Genomic DNA, 24542 nt, shown 5'->3' on the forward strand with positions numbered 1-24542 from the left:
AACCCGCGGGCCCCGGTTTTGTCCCGAACAGCGCTCCCTCTGGCCGTTGAATTCCTCAGGAGGAAAAAATGGAGACCCTATCTTCTACCCAAAACGAAAAACTTCTGATCGTGGATGACCAGGAGCTGAACCGCGCCATCCTGGTAAATCTCTTCGAATCGGATTATGACACCCTGGAAGCCGAGGACGGCGAAGAAGCGCTGGAGCTGATCCGGCAGCACAAAACGAGCCTCTGCGCCGTTCTGCTGGATGTGGTCATGCCCCGGATGGGAGGCCTGGACACCCTGCGCTGGATGCAGCGCAGGGGTCTGACCGAACAGATTCCGGTGTTCCTCATCACTGCCGAGACCGGCAGCGACACCCTGCGCCAGGCGTATGAGCTGGGGGTGATGGACGTCATCCAGAAACCGGTGGTGCCCTACATCGTTCGCCGACGGGTGGATTCGGTGGTAGAACTGTTCCGGGCCCGGCGCCGGCTGGGCGCCGAGGTGGAGCGCCAGCGGGACCAGCTGCTCCACCAGGCCCAGGCCATGGCCCGGATCGGCATGGGAATGGTGGAGGCCCTGGCCACCGCCATCGAGTTCCGCAGCGACGAGTCGGGAGAGCACGTCCGGCGAATCCACGACATCGCCTGTTATATGCTCCGGAACACCCCGCTGGGGGAGGGTTTCTCAGAAGAGGAAATCAACCTGATCGGAGTGGGAGCCATCACCCACGACGTGGGCAAAATCTCGATTCCCGACGCCATCCTCAACAAACGGGGACGCCTGACGCCGGAAGAATACGATACCATGAAAACCCACACCGTCAAGGGCGCCGAGCTGCTCTCCCGCATCCCCCAGATGAAGGAGCACTCCGCTTACCGCTACGCCTACGACATCGCCCTGCATCACCACGAGCGGTGGGACGGCCGGGGGTATCCCGACGGCCTGAAAGGGGATGAGATCCCTCTGTGGACCCAGATCGTGGCCCTGGCGGATGTCTATGACGCTTTGGTGAGCCCCCGCTGCTATAAAAAAGAGCTGCCCCCCGACCAGGCCCTGAAAATGATTTTGGACGGCCAGTGCGGCGCGTTCAACCCCCGGCTGCTGGAACAGTTCCAGCAGGCCGCACCGGTGCTCCAGCGCCTGTACGCCCCGTCCCGCTAAGTCCTATCCGCCCCAATATTTAGCAAAGCCGTCGAAAGGCGGCGACGCAAAGCTATGAGTCTACGGCAGGCTGCTGCTAAGATTGTCAGGCTGCAAAAGCCCCCCTGCCGCCGGCCGGGGCGTTTGCAGCCTTTTTCCGTTTCAGGCTCGCCCCAAAATGGCCAGCCACCGAAAGGAGTGAACCAGGTGAAAAAACTACTTGTATTGATCGGCCTGCTGCTGGCCGCTGCCGGCGCGCTGGCGCTGGCCTTTACGCCGGATATCCTGTCCCTGATTATTATCGGCCTGATGTGCCTGATCCTGCTGCTGGGGTTCGGCTTTGGGATGACCCCCACCCTGTTGTACATCGACGGGCTGCGCACCGCCCGGGCCAACATCGAAGGTTTGCGGGATGTGAGCGCCAGCACCCCCTGGGTGGCGCTGCAGCAGCTGGAATACTTTTTTCACCAGAAAACCCTGGACGGCCTGTTCGAGCTCTACCGCGCCAAGGTCAGCGAACAGCAGAAAAACGACCAGATTGTCAGTGACATCGAGGACACCATCAACGAGGAAGCCCTGGCCCTGCGCAGCTGGCAGAGCGTGGTCAGCCAGATCCCCGGCACCATGACGGCGCTGGGCCTGCTGGGCACCTTTTTGGGCCTGGTGCTGGGAATCAGCAGCATCAGTTTCAGCTCGGTGGACGCTACCATCCTGAGCATCCAGACGGTGCTGCGGGGCATCGACGTGGCGTTCTATACCTCCATCGTGGGCGTCATCTTCTCCATCCTGTTCAACCTGTTTTACAAGCTGCTGTGGAACCTGCTGGTGCGGGAGCTGGGGCTGTTTGTGGAGAGTTTCCATCTGTACATCCTTCCCAACACCGCCGAGCAGACCCGCCTGCGCCGGGGCAAAGAGATCCAGCTGATTCTGGAACGGCTGGACCGGCTGCCCAAAAAGCAGGGGTATATGCCCGCTGCGGCCGCTGCGGCCTCTCTGGACCCCGGCAACGAACTGCGGATGATGCCCGAAATCCGGGAGGGCTTGAAAAACGGGGAATTCATCTTTTACATCCAGCCCATCTGCGACCTGAACACCCGGGCCGTCATCGGCGGCGAAGCCCTCATGCGGTGGGAACACGGGGAGTTCGGCCTTGTGCCCCTGGACGATTTTATCCCGGTGGTGGAGGCCAACGGCTTTATCACCAAGCTGGACCAGTACATCTGGGAATCGGTCTGCAAGACCATTCGGGGCTGGATCGACGCCGGGCTGCGGCCGGTGCCCATCTCCATCAATATCTCCAAAACCGATCTGATGGCCATCGATTTGATTCAGTTTTTCAAGGATCTGGTCCACAAATACCGCATCCCGCCCCGCTACCTGGAGCTGGAGATGGCCGAAAATGCCTATCTCCAGTGTGAGGAAGCCGCCCGGGACGTGGGGGACGCCCTCCGTCAGGTGGGGTTCCGGCTGACGATCGACGGCTGCCGGGACGATTTCATGGGGCTGATGGCCCTCAAGGACTCCAAGACCGACGCCTTCAAGCTGGATCTGCGCTATTTCTCGGACGAATCCCGCCGGGGCGCCGAAAAGTTGCAGGCGGCACTGGATCAGGCCAGAAAGTTCCACCTGCCGGTGATCGCCTCCGGCATCGAAAACTCCGAGCAGATGACGGTGCTCCGCCGGGCCGGCTGCACAGCGGGGCAGGGGTATTACCTGCACAAGCCCATGTCTTTGCAGGAATTTGAGAAACTGGTTAAGTTATGAGTAAACTGCGAAAAAAATCGGGCGGCGAGCCCCTCAACTACTGGCAGTCCACCGCCGACATGATGTCGGCTCTGCTGTTGATTCTGCTGCTGGTGGTCATGCTCTTGCTGCTCTATATCATCCAAATCCCGGAGGAAGAGCTGATTGACCCTTACCCGGGTTCCTCCACCAGTCTGGCGGGCAGCGGCTCCGAAGATGGCGGCTGGGAGGACGACGAAACCAGCGCCTGGGACGGCGACGGCGAGTGGGACGACGACGGCGGAGGTGGCGGCGGCGACGACCACGAGGACGAATACGAATACCCGGTGGCCGGCGGCGGAGGCGGCTACGGCCAGGGAGAGGGCAATGGCAAGACAGCGGTCTATGTCATGGTGATCGACTCTGAGACCGAGGCCACCATCAAGGAGGCAGGCATCCGGTTTGAACTGTACACCCAGGACGGCGGGCTTCAGTTCCTCAACACCTATTACCCCCGCCGAGTCGAATACCGGGAGTACCAAACCACCAGCGAGGGCGTCTTTTTCCTGCCGGAAAAGGTCCAGCTGGGGCAATATTTCCTCCACGAGCTGAACGAGCCGGAGGGCTATGACTCCGCCGGCAACATCGAGTTTGTCGCCAACGAGGACCGAGACTGGAACGAGCCCCTGGTGGTGGTAGTCCCACTTTCCCCCTCGAAAAATATCATCCGAATCCGGATGATCGACGCCGACACCGGTCAGCCGGTGGCCGGGGGCGTCTATGACGTCACCGCCGCTGAGGACATTGTGACCAAGGATGGCACCCTGCGGTACACCGCCGGGCAGACGGTGGACCAGATCCTCTGCGACAGCTCCGGCTACGGCGAGAGCATCGAGCTGTACCTGGGGGACTATATCCTGACCCAATCCACCGTGCCCCAGTATTATGCCGCCGATACCGAACCGATGGAAGTCTCGATGGAAAAGAAAAAGACCGGGGTGCAGCCCCCGGTGCATCAGATTTCCTGTGAGAAAACCACCGTACTGCTCCAGGTATCGGATGAACTGTATCCCACCATCGGGCTGGAGGGGGCTTCCTTCTGGCTGGCCCGGGAGGGCGGCAGCGGTGTGTCGGTGGTCTCGGACGCCGGGGGCCAGCTGGTGCTGACCAACCTGGAAAAGAGCACCACCTATCGTCTGCGCCAGCTGAGCAGCCAGGAAAACTACACCTTCAGCGAGGCGGACCTGGTCTTTACCGTCTCGCCGGACGGACGGATCGAAGAAGAGGTCCAGAAAGAATACACCATCACCAACCGGATCACCCGGGTGGAACTGAGCGTAGTGGACCGGGTTCTCCGCAGCCATGTCTCGGACCATAACGTAGCCCTCTACAACGCACAGGATGAGCTTGTGGGAGTCTGGGATTCCACCGGCATGGCCAAGACTCTGGAAGGCCTTGAGCCGGGCGCCTACTTTGTGGTGCTGGACGGCCGGAACGACCAGCGCCGGGCCATCGAAATCCAGGATATGGCCGAGATCCAAACCATCCATATTCCCGTCTGGACTCTGCCGGGCGTGGGTGTGATTCTGCTGGCGTTGGCTGCGCTGACAGGCGGAATTGTTCTTCTGGTGCACCACCGCCGGCGCCGGGCAGAAGCGCTGCCGGTGCGGGCCCCCGCACTGGTCACGGCGGCGGGCAGCGACGGGCCGCCCTCCGGGCCGGAGCCCCCCGCCGAACCCGACCCGATCCCCACGGAAGAGCCGCCCACAGAGCCCGCGCCGGAAGCTGTGACGGAACCCGCCGAAGAACCGGCCCCGGAACCCGAACCGGAACCGCTGGAGGAACCCAAGGCCGAGCCCACACCGGCCCCCGCTGAGGAACCGCAGGCTGAACCCGAACCGGAACCGACGGAGGAGCCGAAGCCGGAACCCACGGCGGAACCGGAGCAGAAATACACCTATCGGGCGGAAAACCCCCGCGGCCGGAAATCCGCGACCCACGGCAAGCCCCGCCGCTCCTTCTGGAACCGAAGAAAAGACGGACGGGACCGCTGAATCACATAAGGGAGAAACTGCATGCAAGACGAACACTTAAACCTGCGCCTGGGAGATTTTCTTCACGCGCTGATCAAAAACTGGGGGCTGATCTGCGGAACCACCGCCGCCGGCCTGGCCATCGGCATCCTCTTGTCCATGGTCTCCTATATGCAGGGCGAGATGTCCAAGGAGTATATCATCACCTCGGCCATCGCCGTTACCTCCCAGACGGCGGACGGCAGCTTTACCTCCCAGACCAGCAGCCCTGACTCCACCGACATCTATCTGGCCGAAAACATGGTGGACTCGGTGATCTATGTCCTCAAGAGCGACCGCACCCTGAAAGCGGCCGTCCAGAACATTAAGCTGGTGGGCATCGCCGAGGCGGATATCTACGACAACCTGGTGCTCACCCAGTACCGCGACACCCAGATCATCGAGATATCCCTCTACTGGCGGAGCGCCGAAGAGGGGGTCGAGATTCTGAACGCCATCAACGAGGTGGCCCCTGATATCCTGATTGAGACGCTTAAGATCGGCAGCGTGTCGGTGGTGAACGAGCCCAAAGCAAAATACCGGATCGGCGGCAGCGTCAACGCCTCCATGTGGGTGTATATGGCCGCTCTGGGTCTGGCTGCGGGTGTGGGCTTCAGCTTCCTGAAATTTTTGCTGCTGCCCACGGTGGTCAACACCCGGGACATCGAGGGCTCTCTGGGGCTGGAGATCCTGGGGGAGGTACCCGAAAACCGGGAATACTTCCGCCGCCGGCAGTCCCTGCTGGTGGAGGACGACGACCCTGTGGGGGCCAACGTCCGGGAGAGTTTTGTCTCGGCGGCTCACATCCTCCACAACCGGCTGGGCCCCGGGGAACATCAGTGCATCTATATCACCTCTGCCGAGCCGGACGAGGGCAAAACTCACATTGCGGCCAACCTGGCCGTTCAGCTGTCCGATCTGGAACACAAGGTCCTTTTGATCGATCTGGACGTGCGCAACCCCAGTTTGGGCGGGCTGTTTTTGGATAAGGTGGATTACAACCACACCCTGAACGCCCTCTACCGCGGCGAGGCTACCGCCGAGGAGGCAGTCACCAACCTGACCGGCTACCTGGATCTGTTGCCCGCCATCCTGGAGCCCAAGGAGATCCCCCTGGGGGACGCTATGATGACCCTGATCAAGGATCTGGCCCAGAATTACGACTATGTGCTGATGGATTCGGCCCCGGTGGGCCGGGTGGCCGAGACCCTGAGCCTGAACCGGATCGCCCAGTCGGCTCTCTTTGTCATCCGGTTCGACTATTCCAGCATGAACGCCATCCGCGACTCGCTGGACCGGCTGGAAAAATCGGGCATCAAACCTCTGGGCTGCATCGTCAACCGGGCCAAACCCCTGGGCCGGACCAGCCGCTACGGCAGCTACGACCATTACGGCCGCAACTCAGGTTCGGGCCGCAGCGCCAAAAATTCCGCCGAAAAATATGGCCGGTCCGCCAGCCGCCATTGAATACGGCAACCGCTGAAAAACAAAATAAAAAACCGCAGGCCCGCCGTCCGGTTTTACGGGGCGGGCCTGCGGCACTTTTGTGCAATCCTTGCAACAACGGAGTAGAAACTCGTATGATGAACCAAATGACCTTTTTTCTCTGGGCCCTCTTTTTCCTGATGATTTGGGGCGGAGCCCTTTGGGCCACGGGGCGATCCCTGCCCAGCCGACGGGCTCTGCCCGTCCTGACCGGGGTTTTCCTGGGGCTGTATCTCTGCTGTCTGGGCTTTGCCTGGCTGCTCTACGATTATTTTGGGCGGGAACCGCTGGTCCTCTATGGCTTCCTGGTGCTCTGGGCCATCGGGGCCGGGGCCCATCTGGCCCGGCTGTTCTGGCGCGCCCGGGGCCAGATCAACCGCCGGGCCGCCGGGCTTTTTGGCAGCTACCTGGTGGTAGTCCTCTTCATCACCCTGTTTTCCCGGCTGGGGGAGTCCCGCCAGGCTGCCCTGGAACTGATTCCCTTTGAGAACCTGCTGCGGGCGCTCTCAGGCGCCGGGATCGGGGCGCTCGGCCACTCCTTTTTGAACCTGCTTCTCTTTGTGCCGGCGGGGCTGTTGCTGTTCCGGCTCTGCCCGGCCCGGCTGCGGGGGGTGGACACTGCCTTTTTGTTCGGGCTGGCCCTCTCGGTAGCCATTGAGACCATCCAGCTGGCCGCCCATCTGGGCACCTGCGATGTAAACGATATCGTCAGCAATGCCCTGGGGGCCGCTGTGGGCGCCCTGTTTGTCTCCCTGTCCGGGGCGGACCGCCCCCGGCGGAGTACCCGGTACTGAGAGCTCCGGCTCATAAATAAAACGCTTTATACCACTGGGCAAACCGGCGCAGCCCCACCCGCAGCGGGGTAGAAGGGCGGAACCCAAACTCCCGTTCCAGGGCGCTGGTGTCGGCGTAGGTCACCGGCACATCGCCGGGCTGCATGGGCACCAGCTCTTTATGGGCCTCGAAATCGAAATCCGACGGCAGCACTCCCGCCGCCACCAGCTCCTGCTGAAGGATCTCCACAAAGTCCAAAAGGTTCTCTGGCTGGTTATTCCCGATGTTGTAGAGGGCGTAAGGAGGCAGGGGAAGTCCGTCCGGCCCGGTGACCCGGGCAGGAGGGCGGCGGAGCACCCGCACCACCCCTTCGACGATGTCGTCGATGTAGGTAAAGTCCCGCTTGCAGTTGCCATAATTGAAGATGCGAATTTTGCCCCCCGCCCGCAGAGTATTGGTAAAGCCGAAATAGGCCATATCCGGGCGTCCCGCCGGGACGTAAACGGTGAAAAAACGCAGCCCGGTGGAGGGGATCGCATAGAGCTTGGCGTAGGCGCGGGCCATCAGTTCGTTGCTCTTTTTGGTGGCAGCGTAGAGGCTGACGGGACTATCAGACTTGTCCTCGGTAGAGTAGGGGATCTTGGTGTTGGCGCCATAGACGCTGGAAGAACTGGCATAAACCAAATGGGCCACTCCGGGACGGCCCCCGTCGTAGGAGTGACGGCAGGCCTCCAGAATGTTATAAAATCCCTGGATGTTGGACTCGATATAGCAGTCCGGATGGGTGATGGAATACCGCACCCCGGCCTGGGCCGCCAGGTTGACCACCAGGGCGGGCCGGTACTCCTCAAACAGCCGATCCACCAGGACTTTGTCGCTGAGCTCTCCTTCCACAAAGACGAACCCCGGGCGGCAGCGCAGCCCGGCCAGCCGGTATTGCTTGATCCGCACGTCGTAGTAGGGGTTGAGGTTATCCAGACCCACCACCCGGAGCCCGGGGGCATCCTCCAGCAGACGGGCCGCCAGGGCTGCCCCGATGAATCCCGCCGCCCCCGTGATGAGGACGGTCTGGTTGCTCAGCTCGATTTGGTTCATGCACGCGCCTCCTTAGCGTTTGCGCCAGACCATGGTATTGACCACCCCCACATAGCTCTGAATCAGCTTCACTACCTTGACCGAGACATCCTCGGTGTAATCGGGCACCGGCAGACCAAAGTCGCCGTTCTCCTGCAATTCCACCGCCGTCTGAACGGCCTGCTCCACGCCGCCCGGGGTAATCCCCGCCAGGATAAAGCAGCCCTTTTCCATAGCTTCGGGCCGCTCGGTGCTGGTGCGGATGCAGACTGCCGGGAAGGGATGCCCCGCCCCCGCAAAGAAGGCGGACTCCTCCGGCAGGGTCCCCGAGTCGGACACCACACAGTAGGCGTTCATCTGAAGGTTGTTGTAATCGTGGAACCCCAGAGGCTCGTGGAGCTGAACCCGCTCATCCAGGACAAAATTCATCTGTTCCAGCCGTTTGCGGCTGCGGGGGTGGCAGGAGTAGAGGATGGGCAGGTCGTATTTCCGGGCCAGGGCATTCACCGAGTTGAACAGTGCCTGGAAATTCTCGTCCGTGTCAATGTTCTCCTCCCGGTGGGCCGAGAGCAGAATATAGTACCGGGGCGCCAGGCCCAGGCGCTGAAGCACATCCGACCGCTCAATGGCGGGCAGATTGGCCCGGAGTACCTCGGCCATGGGGCTGCCGGTGACATAGGTGCGCTCCCGGGCCACCCCCTCGGCGTTGAGGTACCGGCGGGCGTGCTCCGAGTAGCAGAGGTTGACATCCGCGATGTGGTCCACAATCCGGCGATTGGTCTCTTCGGGCAGGCACTCGTCAAAGCAGCGGTTGCCTGCCTCCATGTGAAAAATGGGGATGTGCAGCCGCTTGGCCGAGATGGCCGCCAGACAGCTGTTGGTATCCCCCAGGACCAGCAGAGCGTCGGGCTGAAGCTCCTGCATCAGCCGGTAGCTCTTGGCGATGATGTTGCCGATGGTCTCGCCCAGATCGGCCCCCACGGCGTCCAGGTAATAGTCCGGCGCCCGGAGGTCCAGGTCCTTGAAAAAGATCCCGTTGAGAGTATAGTCATAGTTCTGGCCGGTATGCACCAGAATCTGATCAAAATACTGGTCGCATTTCTTGATGACCGCCGAAAGCCGGATGATCTCGGGCCGGGTGCCCAGCAGGGTCATAAGTTTGATTTTGCGCATAAACAATCCACTCCCTTTTACTTGCCGGGGTTACACCGGCTCAAAACAGGTATCGGGCCGGGACGGGTCGAAGGGCTCGTTGGCCCACATCACAGTAATCAGATCCTCGGTGTCGGACAGGTTCACCAGGCTGTGGGTATAGCCGGGCAGAAGCCGCACCGCCTCGAGCTTTTCCCCCGAGAGGTCGTACTCGGTGACCTCGCCGCTGTCCAGCCGGCGCTGGCGCACCCGGCCGTGGCCCGACACCACCACAAAAAACTCCCACTTGGTATTGTGCCAGTGCTGGCCCTTGGTGACCCCGGGCCGAGAGACATTCACCGAGAACTGGCCGCTGCGGGGGGTGCGCAGCAGCTCGGTGAAGCTGCCCCGCTCGTCGCAGTTCATCCGCAGGGGGGTACAGGCTTTCTCAGGGGGCAGGTAGGACAGATAGGTGGCGCAGAGCTTTTTCTCGAAGGAGTCGGGCCCCATCTCCGGCATCCAGATCGTCTGGGGCAGAACCTCGAACCGGCTCAAAAGCTCGGCGATCCGCCCCAGGGTCACCCGATGGGAGATCGGCACACAGCAATAGGCCCCGGCGGGGTCGGGCAGGTTTTCCATCCCCCGGCACTCACACCGGTGTTCCCGCCCTTCCAGTGCGTCCAGCATCTCCTCCACCAGATCGTCAATGTACACCAGCTCCAGCTCGGCTTCCGGGTCCCGGATCTGAATGGGCAGGCCCCGAGCAATGTTGTAGCAGAAGGTTGCCACCACGCTGTTGTAGCCCGGTCGGCCCCATTTTCCGAACAGGTTGGGGAAGCGGTATACCAAAGGCCGCCCCCCGGTGCGGGAGGCATGGGCGAAGACCAGAGCCTCGGCGGCCCGCTTGCTCCGGCCATATTCCGACTGGCTGTAAGGGCCGGTCAGGCTGGCCTGGATGGAGCTGGCCAAGAGAACCGGGCAGGGATTTTTCTGCCGGTCCAGGGCCTCCAGCAGGGCGGCGGTGGCGTCCCGGTTGCCAGCGAGAAACTCCGCCGGGTCCTCCGGGCGATTTACCCCCGCCAGGTGAAAGACAAAGTCCGCCCGGGCACAGTATTCCTCCAGCCGGGCCGGACCGTCGCTGTGGTGATACTCCATGATTTCCTCGATCAAAAGCCCCGGTCGGGTGCGGTTTTTACCCTCGGCGATGGCCCGCAGGTTCTGCAAAAGGTTTTTACCCACAAAGCCCCCGGCCCCCGTCACCAGTATTCTCATTGCCCGGCCTCCTCCCGCAGCGCCTGCTGCACATAATCGGCGGTGAGAATTTTCTTCACGGTTCCCTCTACGTCCAGCCGGCGGGTGTTGTGGCTGGTGTAGGCCTCGTCCGCCATGGTGTTCACCTGGCCCTCCACCACAAATTTGTCGTAGTTCAGGTCCCGGTTGTCCGCCGCCACCCGGAAATACTGGCCCATATCCTCGCTGCGGAGCCGCTCTTCCCGGGTCATGAGGGTCTCATAGAGCTTTTCCCCGTGGCGGGTGCCGATGATCCGAGTGCCGGTGTCCCCAAACAGCTGCTGCACCGCCCGGGCCAGGTCCCCGATGGTGGACGCATCCGATTTCTGGATGAACAGATCCCCCGGCTTTCCGTGGGTGAAAGCGAAGAGCACCAGCTCCACCGCCTCGTCCAGGTTCATGAGGAACCGGGTCATTTCCGGGTCGGTGATGGTAATGGGACTTCCCGCCCGGATCTGGTCAATGAAGAGGGGAATCACGCTGCCCCGGCTGCACATAACGTTGCCGTACCGGGTGCAGCAGATGACGGTGCCGCCCCGCTCGGCGGCCACCCGGGCGTTGGCGTAGACCACGTGCTCCATCATTGCCTTGGAAATGCCCATGGCGTTGATGGGGTAGGCGGCTTTGTCGGTGGATAGGCAGACCACCCGCTGGACCCCCGCTTCCACTGCCGCGTGGAGGACGTTATCGGTGCCCTCGATGTTGGTGCGCACCGCCTCCATGGGGAAAAACTCGCAGCTGGGCACCTGCTTGAGGGCCGCCGCATGGAAGACATAGTCCACCCCCCACATGGCGTCCCGCACGGCCTGGGGGCTGCGCACGTCCCCAATATAGAATTTCACCTTTCGGGCCAGGTCGGGATTTTGGGCCTGGAGGTTGTGGCGCATATCGTCCTGTTTTTTCTCGTCCCGGGAAAAGATTCGGATCTCTTTCAGGTCCGAATCCAGAAACCGTTTCAGGACGGTGGAGCCGAAAGAACCGGTGCCGCCAGTGATGAGCAGGGTTCCATTGTTGAAGTCAGACATAGTATTTTCATTCCTTTCCTGAAAGGGCCCTGGGGGCCATTTAAACCCCGGCGGGTCCCGCCTGTTTTTCCGAGAGTTTTCGGCGGATATATCGGGTCAGATCGAGCTGCTGGAGGATGCAGTAGGGGAGCAGAACCAGAGCGTTGGCCAGCACCACCACGATCCATTCGCCGGTAAGGCGGCAGCCCAGGTCGATCACCACTACTTTCACCACCACCCCCAGCCCATAGCAGAGCATTTGCAGCTTGATCCGCCCAGTACCGCTGGCAATGGCCGAGACGGTAGTCTGCGCGATCATGGCTGTACCGAACAGTGCAAAAATCAGGGCGTAGTCATATCGGATGGAAATGGCCTCCGGCCCCAGCCATAAATCCACCAGAATCTGCAAAAATGGCAGGATAGCGAACTCAGCGGCGGCCGCAGCGGCTGTCAGCCAGAGCAGCTGCCGGTTGACCCGCCGGAGCCAGAGATAATCCTCCTCGGCCACCGCCCGGGACACCGCCGACCAGACCGGCGTCAGTCCCAGCATAAAAAGGGTGCCGACCAGGGTAAAGAGCTTGTTGTAAATCTGGTACTCCACCACGTTGGCCGGGTCGGTGTACTGGGTGATGAAAAACTCGTTGGTATTGGCGATCACCATATAGAAAATCTGGCAGAAAAAGAACATTCCCCCCAGAGAGAGCACCCCTTTGGCACAGGAGGCGTTGACCCACCGGCGGCCGGGCCGACAGTCTTTCAGCGGCCCCCAAAACACCATCACCGTAGCCGCCGCCAGGGGCAGGTTGGCACAGAACACATACCCCAGAGAGAAAAGTTTCAGACTGTCGGCAGGGGCCCCGGCTGGTGCCAGCAGCACAAAGACCAGCAGCAACACGCTGGTGACCAGGGAAATGGCGTTGTTCACGGCCGACTTTTGCAGCGCGTAGAGGATCGAACTGATGAGCCGAAGGAAAAACTGGAGGGCAATCCCGATAAATGCATATCGCACCACCTGCGCCAGCGTTTCACCAGAGATCAGGTCCGCCTCCACGTTAAAGAAGCGGTTCCAGTCTGCCAGGGGGATCAGGCCCAGTCCCGCTGCCGTCAGGACCAGCATCAACCCACCAATCATGAAATAGGCCGAAGAAATCACCTGCCGGGCCCGCTCCTGGTCGTTCACCGCCAGGGCCAGAGCCAGCTTGTTCCGCAGGCCGTTGCCCACTCCCAGGTCAAAATTCAGAACCCAGGTCAGCACCGACAAGACGGTATACCACACCCCCAGCACGTTCTGATCCTGAAAGAAACGCATATAGGCCGGCAGGGTAAAGAGGGACACCACCAACGACAGACCTTTAACCACAAACGCCCCCAGAACGTTCTGAAAGAGAATCCGGTCCTTATCGGAAAGCTGCCGGAATTTTTGGAGGATCTCCATTTTTTTCATTGTTTCTCCCACAGGGACGATCCCAACAGCCGCCCTGTTTTTATTACAAATTCTGTACCTGCTCCATCAGCTGCCGGATCTCCCGCCCGGCCTTTTCGTCCAGAGCCTGCAGCCGCAGCCTTGGATCGGCGGTGCGGTCCCGTTCTACCCGTTGGATGGCCGCCGCCACCGCCTGGGGAGTCTGGCTCTGGTAGTAAGTTAAAAGATCACTAACTTCTGACTCCCGCACCGGCGGAATTCCTCCCGAGACTACATGCAGGCCATGAGATAGGTAGACCAGAATCTTAGACGGAAAACTGGTTTCGACAAAACGGCCATCTACCGCCAGGGTATCTAAGCCAATCTGACACCGGGCCAGCATTTCCTCGTAAGGGGTACCAGTGAGAAGCCCCTCATACCGAATCTCGCACCGGGTGCGGGATTGTACCTGAGCGATCTTCTGCTGTATGTTCTCCACCTGTTCCGGCGTACCAAACCCACAGATGTGCACGCAGTAGTTCTCGGGCAAAAACTCTGCTGCCTCTACAGCCCTCTGCGCTCCTTGTTTCGCGGGCTCAAAGGTTCCCGCATAGAGGCAGTGAATCCGGCCATCCGAAGCCGGAGCGGCAGGTTCCCCTCGTTCCGGCAGGGCATAATTGCCGTTGATCACTGCAAAGGGCCGCCCCGCCGGGATTTTTTTCGTCAAAGATCGAGCCGCCAACAAATACCCATCGGCTGCCTGGGTAATGGAATTCTCCGCCGCCCGCTCCCGGGGAGTACAAGGGACTGCATTCTGATAGAGTTCTTCCAGTTCCATCACCAGCCGGAATCCCCGGGCCGCCTTTGCCCGGAGCAGAATTTCCGCGGTCAGGAGAGAGTGATAGGCCACCACCGTATCCTCCGGCCCCAGCCCAGCCAAAAACCAGGCCAACTGGGCCTGCCGCAGCCACCGGTGAAGCCGGCGGGTCACCCGGCCCGGTTTGCCGAACCCCCAGAAACTGCGGAAGTACGCCCCCTGGCCCCAGAGCACCCGCTGGGCCGGGAAAAAACCCCACCGGGCGGAACGTTCCGCCAGAGAAATAATCTCCAGACCGGGGACCGCTTTTGCCAGCTTGCCCGCAATATACCAAGCTTTATTTTGACCAGCAGGGCTTATTAAAAAATCTTTTACTTCTGTACCCGGGCTGGTCAGCCAGGCCAAATAGTAAACTTTACCCATGTAAACCCTCGTTTCTTTTACCACAGCACCCACTCGTAGGGGGTAATCCGGTAGCTAAAGGCCACCATCGAGAAGAAAAAGTAAATTCCTGCCGCCACATAACACAGCTTGCCGAACCGGCGGGTCAGTCCGTCGGGGATGGAATTGAGCATATTGGGCAGGGATGCCAACAGAAAAATCTGGTAATAGTAGGTCGCCCGCATATACACCGGGCTGACCTTGACCACTGCATAGCTGACCGCCGCCATGCAGGCCAGCCAGAAGAGGAGCTGATCCTCTTCGCTTTTGATCCATCTCCACTGAAAAATCCAGAGCAGCACCGCCGTGCCGATCAAAAATAGCACATAGAGGTTTCCCCCGCCGATATCGGCGGAGTAATCTTTCTCCACAATCCTTTCCAGCCAATCCACAATCGGACCCCGAAACAGATAGAGAGCCCCACCCCCCAGCACGCAGGCAGATGCTGTGATCTCATTCATCCTTACCCAGCGCAGCAGGATCACCGGCAGGAAGATGGCTGCCGTAATGTGAAAGAAAATTGCCGCCACCGAAAAAAGCAGATATAGGTCCCATCTTCTTTTTTCGTATTGCAGATACGCCAGCACAATCAAACCGATGGCCACACTCTGCCGGATCCCCGTAAAAGCAAAAGCGTAGTAGGACAGGGAAAGATAGAAAAAAATGCTCAGCAGCAGGGACTCCGACCGCCGGTAGATAAACACCAGCACCGGCACCACCGCGATCGCGCCATAGACAAAGCGGGTCCCCCAGGCAGGCACCCCCAGCTTCGCCATCCCATACAGGCTCATCCAGTACAGGCACTCACGGTAATTTTGCGACTCCAAAAAGCTCCTAAAGGCGTCCCAGTTGGGATAGGCGACGCACTGGTTGTAGTTGTTGACATAGTTCCAGGTATCAATGCCGGTGGAGTCGCTCCGCAGCCCAACCAAAAGCACCAACCAGATGCACAAAACCACATACGGCCCCAGCAGCACCCGCTTTTGGTAGGCGGAGTCCTCGACAAAATCCCGCCCGCGGCCCCGGCTCTCGGCCTGCACCGAGCAGATATAATAACCCGCCAGCGCCGCCAAAAAGGTATATAGCAGTATCATAAGACCTCATCCTCGGGCCATCGCCCGGAACAAATCCAGATATTCGGCCAACGATTTTTCCCTGCCGAACCGCTCAAGCGCAAACGCCCGGCAAACCGGCCCGTATTTCTCTTTTCCCTGAGCCAGAAGCTCCGGAATCGCCGCCGAAAAGGCCGCCTCATCCCCCAAAGGCGCCACACGACCGCAGCCCTCGCCCACCAGCTCGGGGCAGGCAGTGGTATTGTACACCAGGACCGGCGTCCCGCTGGCCAGAGCCTCGGCCGTCGTCTTGCCGAAGGTCTCCTGCACCGAGGGGTTGGCGAAGAGATCCGCGGCGGCGTAGTATTCCGCCAGTGCTTCCGGGTCCTTTACCAAGCCCACTGCCCGCAGATTCGGGGGGAGGGGAATCCCCTCTGCCATTCGGCCCACCAGCACAAAAACCATGTCCGGGTGCTCCCGGGCAATCCGGATGAACATTCCCAGCCCCTTTCCTTCGCTCCAGACAGAGGCCACCCCCAGCACCATTTTTTCTTCTCCCAGGCCCAGCTTCTGCCGCAGGGGAGCCGGATCTCGGGGGCGAAACCGTTTTGTATCCACCCAGTTGTAGATCCGGCGGATCTCCACTGCGTTTTTCAGAATGGAACGGCGGGCCTCATTGGTAATCCACTCCGAAACTCCCACCACCGCCAGCCGGTCCAGCGCCGCATACCAGCAGCGCTTATCCTTAAGACAACGGACTGAGCGGTCGAAAAACCAACTGGTGTTCCACTCCCGCCGGGCGGGGCAGTGGCCACAGCCCGTCTCCCACCGGCTGCACCCGGCTGCGGTATAGTGGCAGCAGTGCCCGGTAAAAAACCAACAGTCATGGAGCACTAGCACCACCGCAATTTTCTTTTTTGCCAAATAGTTCATTAAAATTGGGAAAGAGATACAGTTGCTGTGGAGCACCCCCAACACCACCAGCTCCGGTCGCAGAAAATCCAGCTTGCGAAGCAGCCGCCGGGTGGGCCCCGCCGAATAATACCCCTGCAACCCGGTCAGCCGGGAGAGCAGGGCGTGGACCGGACGAGAAAAAGGCTCTGCCAGAACCTCCACCTGCCGATACTCGGAAGCGTCGCCGCTTTGTTTAAAGGCAAACACCCAGCTGTCTACCCCCTGTTCCAGAAGATACTGGTGCAGCTCGGCAGTGTTCCGGCCGGTACTGTCGGCCATACCGTAAGAACCGTTAATCTGTACAACCCGCATTGCAAACCTCCTCAAAATCCTGCCGCAGCAGGGCATGGATTCGGCGAATGTCGTGGCAGGCCGCGCCGCAAGCCCAGCCTTTTGCCGCGTACTGCTCCAGAAGGGCCGGACGAGCCAGAATCTCCCGCAGAGTACGTTCCAGCTCGGCCTCATTTGTGGCCACAAAAGCTGCATCTTTCGCCTTTAAATGGGCCAAGGATGCCTGTTCCAGCAGGCCGTAGGCCAAAATAGGCCGGTAAGACTGCATATAGTCGATGAGTTTTGTGGAAAAGCTCAGCCGCGACTCCCACCGATGAGCGAGGCCAGTGGGCTCCACATGGACCAGCAGGTCCGCCTCGGCCTGTTTTTGAGCCACCTCCCGATAGGGGATTCTGCCGGCCAGCCGGACAGCGCCCGGGCAGTTGAGCTGCTGTTTCATGGCCCGGGTCGCCGGGGTAGCCGTATAGATGGTCAGCTCCAGCCCCTGGCCCGCCGGGCAGGAAGCGTTGATCCGCCGGATCACCCGGCTCAGCAAAGCCAGGGAGCGCCAGCGCCCGGCGCCGATGTTTCCGGTATACAGCAGCTGGAGACGGCGTCCCGGGGCTTTGGGCGCCGGATGCTCCCCCTCAAAGACACCGCCCTTGGTCAGCAGGTGACAGTCTTTTTGAAAAATGCGATCGTACTCTTGTTTTTGCAGGTCAGAAATCACATACAGCCGACTGCACCGGTCGATGACCCGCCGCACTAAACGCCGAAAATACAGCCGGTTGGCCCAGTAGAACGGGGAGAGGGAAAACTGGTGGAGGGTGTAATAGTCATCCCAGATATACCCCACCATGGGCACCCCCGCCAAGCGCTGCACCGCCAGATCCACCCGGTTCATATATACGTTGTCGTAGAGGTTAACAAACACCAGATCGGGGCCAAACTCCCGGATAAACTGTGCCAGACCGTCGTTGTTCCACCGGCCCAATTTCCAGATTGCTTCCCGGGCCCAGAACAAGATCATCCACCGCTGTTTTTTGGCAAAACTCATGAAAGACCGCTCCCACCCGGTCAGAGTTTCCCCGGTGTCGGCGATCTGCTGGACTGCCACCTCGCCCCCAGCCACCGGCAGCCGCCCCAGCCGATTGAGAACCAGCTGTTTCTCGGTGATCTGGTAGGCCCGGCTGACTTTGGGATCATTATCGGCCCCATCGGCGCAGTACATGTGAGCAATGACGCAGTCGTCCATCCCATCGAACAGGTTGGCGTAAGTATTCCCCACGCTGTTGTTTGCGTTCCAGGGGGTACAGGACACCACCAGAATCTTTTTCATGCCCATCTTCCTTTTTAACTCAAGTAGTTCTAATAAATCATCTTCTGAACTTCCTGCTCTCGATCAAACCGTTTTGCCGCCCGCCGGTCCAGTGCCCCTGCCATCAGGAGTCTGGCAGTGAATTTTCTCAAGCGATTCCCGCCGCATCTACTCTACCAGCTCATTGCTCTGCTCGAACTGCAGGAGAAACCGGCTGTAATGTGCAACAATCAAAAAATTCTTCATTGATTTTCCCTTTATTTATTGCGCCGCCGTGGTTTGCCCATCGTTTACTCCTTCGGTGCTCTCGGGCTGGAACAAGATCTTGATGGTAGCAAAGATGATCATAAGATCCTCCCCCAGGCTAGGGTTGGCAATATACATCAAATCCATCTTCAGCTTGTCATAGGGGGTGGTATTATACTTTCCGTATACTTGCGCATAACCGGTGAGACCTGCCTTGGCCTGGAGCCGGAGGGAAAACTCAGGCAGCTCCTGCTGGTACTGGGCCGCAATCTCGGGGCGCTCGGGCCGGGGGCCCACCAAACTCATCTCCCCCCGCAGGATGTTGATGAGCTGGGGCAGTTCGTCCAGACGGTATTTCCGCAGCACCCGCCCCACCGGGGTGATCCGGTCGTCGGACTTGCCGGTGGAAAGCCGGGCCACGCCGTCCTTTTCGGCATCCACCCGCATACTGCGGAATTTCAGCACCTCAAACACCCGGCCGTTCTGGGTCAGCCGCTTTTGGCGATAAAACACCGGCCCGCCGTCCGTCCAGCGGATGGCCAGGGCTGCTCCTAGCATCACCGGGGAAAACACCGCCAGGGCCAGCCCCGATGCCGCCAGGTCAATGGCGCGCTTGACAAACAGATACTCCGGCCCGGGGTTATACCGCGCCGCCCGCAGGATGGGCAGATGGAACAGGTGCATCCGCTTGGCCCCGCTCATAAGCACATCCCCGATGGTGGGGATCAAATAGACCTCCACCCCCTGGGCTATACACTGTTTGAGGATTATATTCCGTTCGTGGGAGTGAACTCCGAAGAGAAAAACAACCTCCACCCGTTCCAGCAGAGCCAGATCTTCTGCCAGCGCCGCGCGCAGATCCACCGTCTCGATCACAGAGAACTTTTTTTCCAGACCATAGGCAGAGATCAAATCCTCCAATCCTTCCCGAAAATCATAAATCACCGCCGTCCGTTTGGGTGCAAAAGTGTGGAAATACCACTGGTGGGCCCACAAACACCACGCCGCGGCTAAAATCCCCTGGGCTAAAAGGGCGGCCAGGAGGGGGAGAGCCGGCGGAATGTATTTGGTCAACAGCCAGATTACTCCGTACATCAGCGCATCGGCCAGCAAAAGAGCCAGCAGCTGAGAACCGATGAGCTCCGAGATCCGACTCAGACTGATTCGGTGTCCATCGTAGATCTGGCAATATGTAATATACAACACGCAGAACAGGGCGATGATGGCCCAGTTGCCCTTGTTGTAATAGGGTTGCGCCATCTGCGGAGCATACACGAGATACCAGCACACCCCAAAGGGCAGGGTCGCCAGAGCGATGTTGAGAATCCTTACAAAACGTAATAACAATTTGTGCTGCATCGTTTCCATGGTCGATCACCTCCCCGATCGGCGGCCGCCTATGCCAAAAGGCAGCGGATGGTTTTGTCCACTGTATTTTCATGATTATACATTTATTATACACGCTCCCCCCACAAATGACAAGAACGCTGCTCGCCGGCGGAAAACCGATTTTCCCCTCTGACATGCGATTTTTGTACACTCCCGGCTTAAAGTATGGTATACTTAGTTTTGAAAATTATTCCTCCCGCTGCCGGGCGGGAAAAGGGGGTAACCGCTTTGTTTTCACACGAGGAGATCCAGAGCCTGAACACGCTGGAGATGTCGGTTTACAATTACGTTTCCAAAAACCGGGAAAAGGTCATCTACATGAAGATCCGGGAGCTGGCGGCCCAGGCCCATGTCTCCACCACCACGGTGCTGCACATGTGCAAAAAGTTCGGCTGTGAGGGCTATACCGAGTTCAAACTGCTGCTGAAACAGGAGCTGCTCAAGGACAAAAAGGACATCGCCGACCTGGACATCTCGGCCCTCCAGGACTATTTGAACCGGCTGGCCCTGCCTGCCTCCCAGGCCCTGATCGACCAGGCGGTCCAGGTACTGCGCACTGCCGACCAGCTGCTCTTCATTGGGGTAGGCACCAGCGCCACCCTGGCCCGGTATGGGGCCCGGTATTTCTGCAACGTGGGGTATTTTTCCACCTTTGTGGACGACCCCTTTACTCCCATTGCGCCCTGCACCACCAACCACTCCCGAACAGTGGTCATCGCCCTCTCGGTATCGGGGGAGACCCAGCAGGTCATCGACATGGCACGCCAGCTCAAAGAGCGGCTTTGCCCCCTGATCTCCATCACCAACAGCTCGAGCTGTACCCTGGCCCAGATCAGCGATTTAAACTTTAACTATTATATGACCGACCTGCGCATCCAGGATGTGTTCCAGCTCACCAGTCAGGTCCCGGTGATCTGCCTGCTGGAAATCCTGGGCCGGAGATTGTATCAGTCCCGGATGGACGAAGAAGAATAATCCCACAAAAACCGGCTGACGCCGCTCTGCTTTTGGCAGAGCGGCGTTTTTTTGCAGGGGAGGGGAGAAAAACAAATCCGCCCATTCAAAAAACAACGCGCCCCTCTGAATGTAAAAATCTCCCAACTCAAAAGAATATTCCTGTGCAGAACCCACAAAAGAAATAACAGAGCGTTACCCGCAAAAAACGAATTATCTTCCGTTTGACAGGATTTTTTCGGTCCCAAAACCCGTGACAAGGCGGAGAAACCCCGCTATACTCAGCCCAGAACGAGGGGCCGGACGAACCCCCGCCCCCCGAAAGATGGGATTTTTGAGAAAGGAGAAAAACAAGATGGATGAGAATCTGACCGATGCGATTGTGATGAACCTGGTGGTCAACAGCGGCGAGGCCCGGAGCCTGGCCATGGAGGCCATCGAGCTGGCCCAGCAGGGGCAGTTCGACGAGGCGGATGCGAAAATTGCCGCCGCCCACGAGACCATCAACGCGGCCCATAACTTCCAGACCGAGCTGGTGCAGACCGAGATCAACGGCGGCAGCGTGCCCATGAGCCTGCTGATGTGCCACGGCCAGGATCACCTGATGACCGCCATGGTGGTCATCGACCTGGCAGAAAAGTTCATCGCCGTCTATCGCAAGATGGCCCAGTAACTGCAAAAAAGCAAAGGAGATTGTTGTTATGATTAAGATTCGTCTGTTCTGTGCCGCCGGTATGTCCACCAGCCTGCTGGTCAATAAGATGAAGGCCGCCGCCAAGGAGAAGGGCCTGGAGGCCGACATCGAGGCCGCCGGCGAAACCAAGATGAACGAGGAGACCGACGGCATCGACGTGGCTCTGCTGGGCCCCCAGATCCGCTATAAGCTCTCCGCCGCCAAGAAGATCTGCGACCCCAAGGGCGTGCCTGTGGATGTGATCCCCATGACCGACTACGGCACCATGAACGGCAAGAAGGTGCTGGAGTTCGCCCTCAAGCTGGCCGGCAAGGAATAAGCGGCTGCCGGCTGCTCACCCCCGCAAAACCACAGAAACCGCAGGGCCGCCGAAAGACGGCACTGTTAAAAAGAGGAGGAAATATCTCATGGCAATGATGGACAAAATGCAGTCCGCCATGGAAGCCACGCTGGTGCCGGTTGCGGCCAAAATCAACGGCCAGCGCCATGTGGCGGCTGTGCGTGACGCGTTCACCCTGGCGTTCCCCATGACCCTGGCCGGCTCGCTGGTCATGCTGGTCAACTACGCAGTGCTGGACCCCAACGGCTTTATCGCCAAGATCCTGCACCTGGGCAGCCTGATCCCCAACCTGGCGGACTACCAGGCCACTCTGACCCCCATCCTGCAGGGCACCACCAACATCATGTCCCTGCTGATCGTGTTCCTGACCGCTTATAAGCTGGCCGAGACCAAAGGCGGCGACACCCTGCTGAGCGCTATCTGCGCGGTGGGCGTCTTCTTCATCATCTACCCGCCCTATGAGGAGAGCGGCGCTCTGCCCATGACCTTTATGGGCGCCCAGGGTCTGTTCGTGGCCATCCTGGTGGGCCTGCTGGTGGGCGAGGCTGTGCCCGCCCTGGCCAAGAACGAGAAGCTGCGGATCAAGATGCCCGACAGCGTCCCGCCCGCCGTGGCCCAGTCCTTTAACCTGGTCATCCCCATCATCATCGTCTTTGTGGTGTCCGGCATCCTGAGCTTTTTGTTCAACAGCTTCACCGAGGGCGGCATCCAGTACATCATCTACAACTCCATCCAGGTGCCTTTCCGCAGCCTGGGCAACAACATCTTCACCGTTCTGATCTTCGCCCTGGCCCAGCAGTTCCTGTGGATTCTGGGCATCCACGGCCCCAACACTCTGAGCGCCATCCGCAGCGTGATGTTCGCTGAGCAGGGCGTGGCCAACCTGGCTTACTACGGCACCACCGGCACCACCGTGGGCTGTCCCTTCCCCCTGACCTGGGCTTCCATCAACGACGCCTTCGGCAACACCGGCGGCTCGGGCGCTACCCTGGGCCTGATCATCGCCATCTTCCTGGTCGCACGGAAGGATAAGACCCAGATGACCATCGGCAAGCTGGCTCTGGCCCCTGGCCTGTTCAACATCAACGAACCCCTGATGTTTGGTCTGCCCATCGTCATGAACCCCATCTACGCCATCCCCTTCATCGCCACCCCGCTGGTCTGCAACATCATCGGCTATCTGTGCACCATCGTGTTCCAGATCATCCCGCCCGTCACTCTGGACGTGGGCTGGACCACCCCCGGCTTCCTGATTCCCTTCCTGGGTTCCGGCGGCCACAACGTCCTCTCGCTGGTGGTCGGTGTGCTCTGCGTCGTGGTCAGCACCCTGATCTATATGCCCTTTGTGGCGGCAGCTGCCAAGGCCAACATCGCCAAAGAGGCTGAGAGCGTCGAATAATCCACCGCCCCTCACGGGGCCGAACGAAAGATTCCATTCCTGACGGCAAGCCAAAGGCCCTGCTCTCTGAAAAAGGGCAGGGCCTTCGGCGTCTCAGGGGGGGCACCCCATCTTTAAGCCTGCTAAAAGGAGGCAGTTTGCATGAGTTTCCCGAAGAATTTTCTCTGGGGCGGCGCGGTCGCCGCACACCAGCTGGAAGGCGGCTACCGTGAAGGCGGCAAGGGCCTGAGCATCGCCGATGTGGTCACCGCCGGCAGCGCCACCGCCCGCCGCCGGGTCACCGACGGCATCCTCGAAGGGGAGTACTACCCCAACCACGAGGGCATCGACTTCTACCACCGCTATAAAGAGGACATCGCCCTTTTCGCCGAGATGGGGTTCAAGTGCTTCCGCACCTCCATCGCCTGGGCCCGGATCTTCCCCAACGGGGACGAGCTGACCCCCAACGAGGCAGGTCTTGCGTTCTACGACGACCTCTTCGACGAGTGCCTGAAATATGGCATCGAGCCGGTGGTCACCCTCTCCCACTTTGAGATGCCCCTCCACCTGACCACCGCCTACGGCGGCTGGAAAAACCGGAAATTGATCGAATTCTTTGTCCGGTTTGCCACGGTCTGCTTTGAGCGGTACAAGGGCAAAGTCAAATACTGGATGACCTTCAACGAGATCAACAACCAGGCCAACTTTGCCGACGACCACAGCATGTACTTCAACTCCGGCTTTATCTGCGCCCCGGGGGACAACCACGAGCAGCTGATGTACCAGGCCGCCCACTACGAGCTGGTGGCCAGCGCCCTGGCTGTGAAAAAAGGCCACGAGATCGACCCGGGCCTCCAGATCGGCTGCATGATCGCCATGACCCCCATCTATCCGGCCACCTGCAAGCCGGAGGATGTGCTGATGGCCGAGCGGGCCATGCAGCGCCGGTTCTACTACATGGACGTTCACGCCAAGGGCTTCTACCCCCCGAACATCCTCAAGCTGTGGGAGCGGAAGGGCTATCAGATGGATATCACCGAAGAGGACCTGGCCGCCCTCAAAGCCGGCTGTGTGGACTACATCGGTTTCAGCTATTACATGACCTTTGCCATCGCCCACAAGGATTCAAACCCCCAGTACGACTACAACGAGCGGGCAGATCTGGTCCGCAACCCCTTTGTTCAGGCTTCGGACTGGGGCTGGCAGATCGACCCGGTGGGCCTGCGCTATGCCCTGAACTGGATGACCGACCGGTACACCCAGCCCCTCTTCATCGTGGAGAACGGCCTGGGCGCCTACGACACCGTTCTGCCCGACGGCAGCATCCAGGACGACTACCGGATCGCCTACTTCCAGCAGCACATCGCCGAGATGAAGAAGGCAGTGGAAGAGGACGGCGTCAATCTGATCGGCTACACCCCCTGGGGCTGCATCGACCTGATCTCGGCTTCCACCGGTGAGATGGACAAACGCTACGGCTTCATCTACGTGGACAAGCACAACGACCGCACCGGCACCCTGGAGCGGAAGCGGAAGAAGAGTTTTTACTGGTACAAAAAGGTCATCGCCTCGAACGGCGAGGATCTTTCCAACGACTGACAGGAGGGG

The 24542-nt window shown here is 59.8% G+C and carries 20 protein-coding genes and 1 riboswitch; of the genes, 10 read left to right on the forward strand and 10 right to left on the reverse strand.

From position 1 onward, the window contains the following. Positions 1 to 68 precede the first annotated feature (68 nt). From JCM17207_RS04595 to JCM17207_RS04615, 5 genes are all read left to right on the forward strand, one after another. Positions 69 to 1148 carry an HD-GYP domain-containing protein gene (locus JCM17207_RS04595; RefSeq protein WP_238316487.1) on the forward strand — a complete coding sequence of 360 codons (1080 nt, stop codon included), beginning with the start codon at positions 69 to 71 and terminating at the stop codon, positions 1146 to 1148. A gap of 11 nt (positions 1149 to 1159) precedes the next feature. Next, a riboswitch (cyclic di-GMP riboswitch) is annotated at positions 1160 to 1246 on the forward strand. Positions 1247 to 1334: 88 nt separating this feature from the next. Further along, on the forward strand, positions 1335 to 2891 hold the full coding sequence (locus JCM17207_RS04600; protein WP_238316488.1) for an EAL domain-containing protein: 1557 nt from the start codon (positions 1335 to 1337) through the stop codon (positions 2889 to 2891). Beyond that, entirely contained in the window at positions 2888 to 4903 is a 2016-nt protein-coding gene (locus JCM17207_RS04605) for an MSCRAMM family protein (protein ID WP_238316489.1), read from the forward strand. The genes JCM17207_RS04600 and JCM17207_RS04605 overlap by 4 nt, the downstream gene beginning before the upstream one ends. Before the next feature lie 21 nt (positions 4904 to 4924). Beyond that, positions 4925 to 6388: a polysaccharide biosynthesis tyrosine autokinase gene (locus tag JCM17207_RS04610; protein ID WP_238316490.1), complete on the forward strand. Its 1464-nt coding sequence runs from the start codon at positions 4925 to 4927 to the stop codon at positions 6386 to 6388. Between the two features lie 113 nt (positions 6389 to 6501). After that, the gene (locus JCM17207_RS04615; RefSeq protein WP_238316491.1) at positions 6502 to 7200 is read left to right on the forward strand and encodes a VanZ family protein; all 699 of its coding nucleotides are present in this window, start codon (positions 6502 to 6504) and stop codon (positions 7198 to 7200) included. Positions 7201 to 7210: 10 nt separating this feature from the next. On the opposite strand, the gene JCM17207_RS04620 is transcribed toward JCM17207_RS04615, so the two are convergent. The 10 genes from JCM17207_RS04620 to JCM17207_RS04665 all read right to left on the reverse strand — a co-directional run bounded on the left by JCM17207_RS04620 (position 7211) and on the right by JCM17207_RS04665 (position 19547). After that, entirely contained in the window at positions 7211 to 8275 is a 1065-nt protein-coding gene (locus tag JCM17207_RS04620; protein WP_282449846.1) for an NAD-dependent epimerase/dehydratase family protein, read from the reverse strand. Between the two features lie 12 nt (positions 8276 to 8287). Next, the gene (wecB, locus tag JCM17207_RS04625) at positions 8288 to 9427 is read right to left on the reverse strand and encodes a non-hydrolyzing UDP-N-acetylglucosamine 2-epimerase (RefSeq protein WP_238316492.1); all 1140 of its coding nucleotides are present in this window, start codon (positions 9425 to 9427) and stop codon (positions 8288 to 8290) included. Positions 9428 to 9457: 30 nt separating this feature from the next. Further along, entirely contained in the window at positions 9458 to 10657 is a 1200-nt protein-coding gene (locus JCM17207_RS04630) for a polysaccharide biosynthesis C-terminal domain-containing protein (protein WP_238316493.1), read from the reverse strand. Beyond that, positions 10654 to 11700 carry a polysaccharide biosynthesis protein gene (locus tag JCM17207_RS04635; RefSeq protein WP_238316494.1) on the reverse strand — a complete coding sequence of 349 codons (1047 nt, stop codon included), beginning with the start codon at positions 11698 to 11700 and terminating at the stop codon, positions 10654 to 10656. Before JCM17207_RS04635 ends, JCM17207_RS04630 begins: the two co-directional genes overlap by 4 nt. A 40-nt stretch (positions 11701 to 11740) precedes the next feature. Then, on the reverse strand, positions 11741 to 13123 hold the full coding sequence (locus JCM17207_RS04640; RefSeq protein WP_238316495.1) for a lipopolysaccharide biosynthesis protein: 1383 nt from the start codon (positions 13121 to 13123) through the stop codon (positions 11741 to 11743). A 43-nt stretch (positions 13124 to 13166) separates the two neighbouring features. After that, entirely contained in the window at positions 13167 to 14321 is a 1155-nt protein-coding gene (locus tag JCM17207_RS04645) for a glycosyltransferase family protein (RefSeq protein ID WP_238316496.1), read from the reverse strand. Positions 14322 to 14338: 17 nt separating this feature from the next. Continuing rightward, positions 14339 to 15433 (reverse strand): EpsG family protein, encoded by a 1095-nt coding sequence (locus tag JCM17207_RS04650; RefSeq protein WP_238316497.1) that lies wholly within the window; start codon positions 15431 to 15433, stop codon positions 14339 to 14341. Positions 15434 to 15439: 6 nt separating this feature from the next. Then, a complete protein-coding gene (locus JCM17207_RS04655; RefSeq protein ID WP_238316498.1) occupies positions 15440 to 16657 on the reverse strand; it encodes a glycosyltransferase in 1218 nt (405 codons plus the stop codon). Further along, the gene (locus JCM17207_RS04660) at positions 16638 to 17954 is read right to left on the reverse strand and encodes a glycosyltransferase family protein (RefSeq protein ID WP_238316499.1); all 1317 of its coding nucleotides are present in this window, start codon (positions 17952 to 17954) and stop codon (positions 16638 to 16640) included. The genes JCM17207_RS04655 and JCM17207_RS04660 overlap by 20 nt, the downstream gene beginning before the upstream one ends. Before the next feature lie 240 nt (positions 17955 to 18194). Then, positions 18195 to 19547, reverse strand: coding sequence for a sugar transferase (locus JCM17207_RS04665; protein ID WP_238316500.1), 1353 nt, complete (start codon positions 19545 to 19547; stop codon positions 18195 to 18197). 249 nt (positions 19548 to 19796) lie between these two features. Between JCM17207_RS04665 and JCM17207_RS04670 the strand changes: the two genes are divergently transcribed. From JCM17207_RS04670 to JCM17207_RS04690, 5 genes are all read left to right on the forward strand, one after another. Next, positions 19797 to 20543 carry a MurR/RpiR family transcriptional regulator gene (locus JCM17207_RS04670; protein ID WP_238316501.1) on the forward strand — a complete coding sequence of 249 codons (747 nt, stop codon included), beginning with the start codon at positions 19797 to 19799 and terminating at the stop codon, positions 20541 to 20543. Between the two features lie 334 nt (positions 20544 to 20877). Then, positions 20878 to 21195, forward strand: coding sequence for a PTS lactose/cellobiose transporter subunit IIA (locus tag JCM17207_RS04675; protein WP_238316502.1), 318 nt, complete (start codon positions 20878 to 20880; stop codon positions 21193 to 21195). A 19-nt stretch (positions 21196 to 21214) separates the two neighbouring features. Then, positions 21215 to 21535, forward strand: coding sequence for a PTS sugar transporter subunit IIB (locus tag JCM17207_RS04680; protein ID WP_273494276.1), 321 nt, complete (start codon positions 21215 to 21217; stop codon positions 21533 to 21535). 88 nt (positions 21536 to 21623) lie between these two features. Beyond that, on the forward strand, positions 21624 to 22955 hold the full coding sequence (locus JCM17207_RS04685) for a PTS sugar transporter subunit IIC (RefSeq protein WP_238316504.1): 1332 nt from the start codon (positions 21624 to 21626) through the stop codon (positions 22953 to 22955). 141 nt (positions 22956 to 23096) lie between these two features. Further along, positions 23097 to 24533 carry a 6-phospho-beta-glucosidase gene (locus JCM17207_RS04690; protein WP_238316505.1) on the forward strand — a complete coding sequence of 479 codons (1437 nt, stop codon included), beginning with the start codon at positions 23097 to 23099 and terminating at the stop codon, positions 24531 to 24533. Positions 24534 to 24542 lie beyond the last annotated feature (9 nt).

It is taken from the genome of Faecalibacterium gallinarum, assembly GCF_022180365.1.
Lineage (GTDB): Bacteria > Bacillota > Clostridia > Oscillospirales > Ruminococcaceae > Faecalibacterium > Faecalibacterium gallinarum.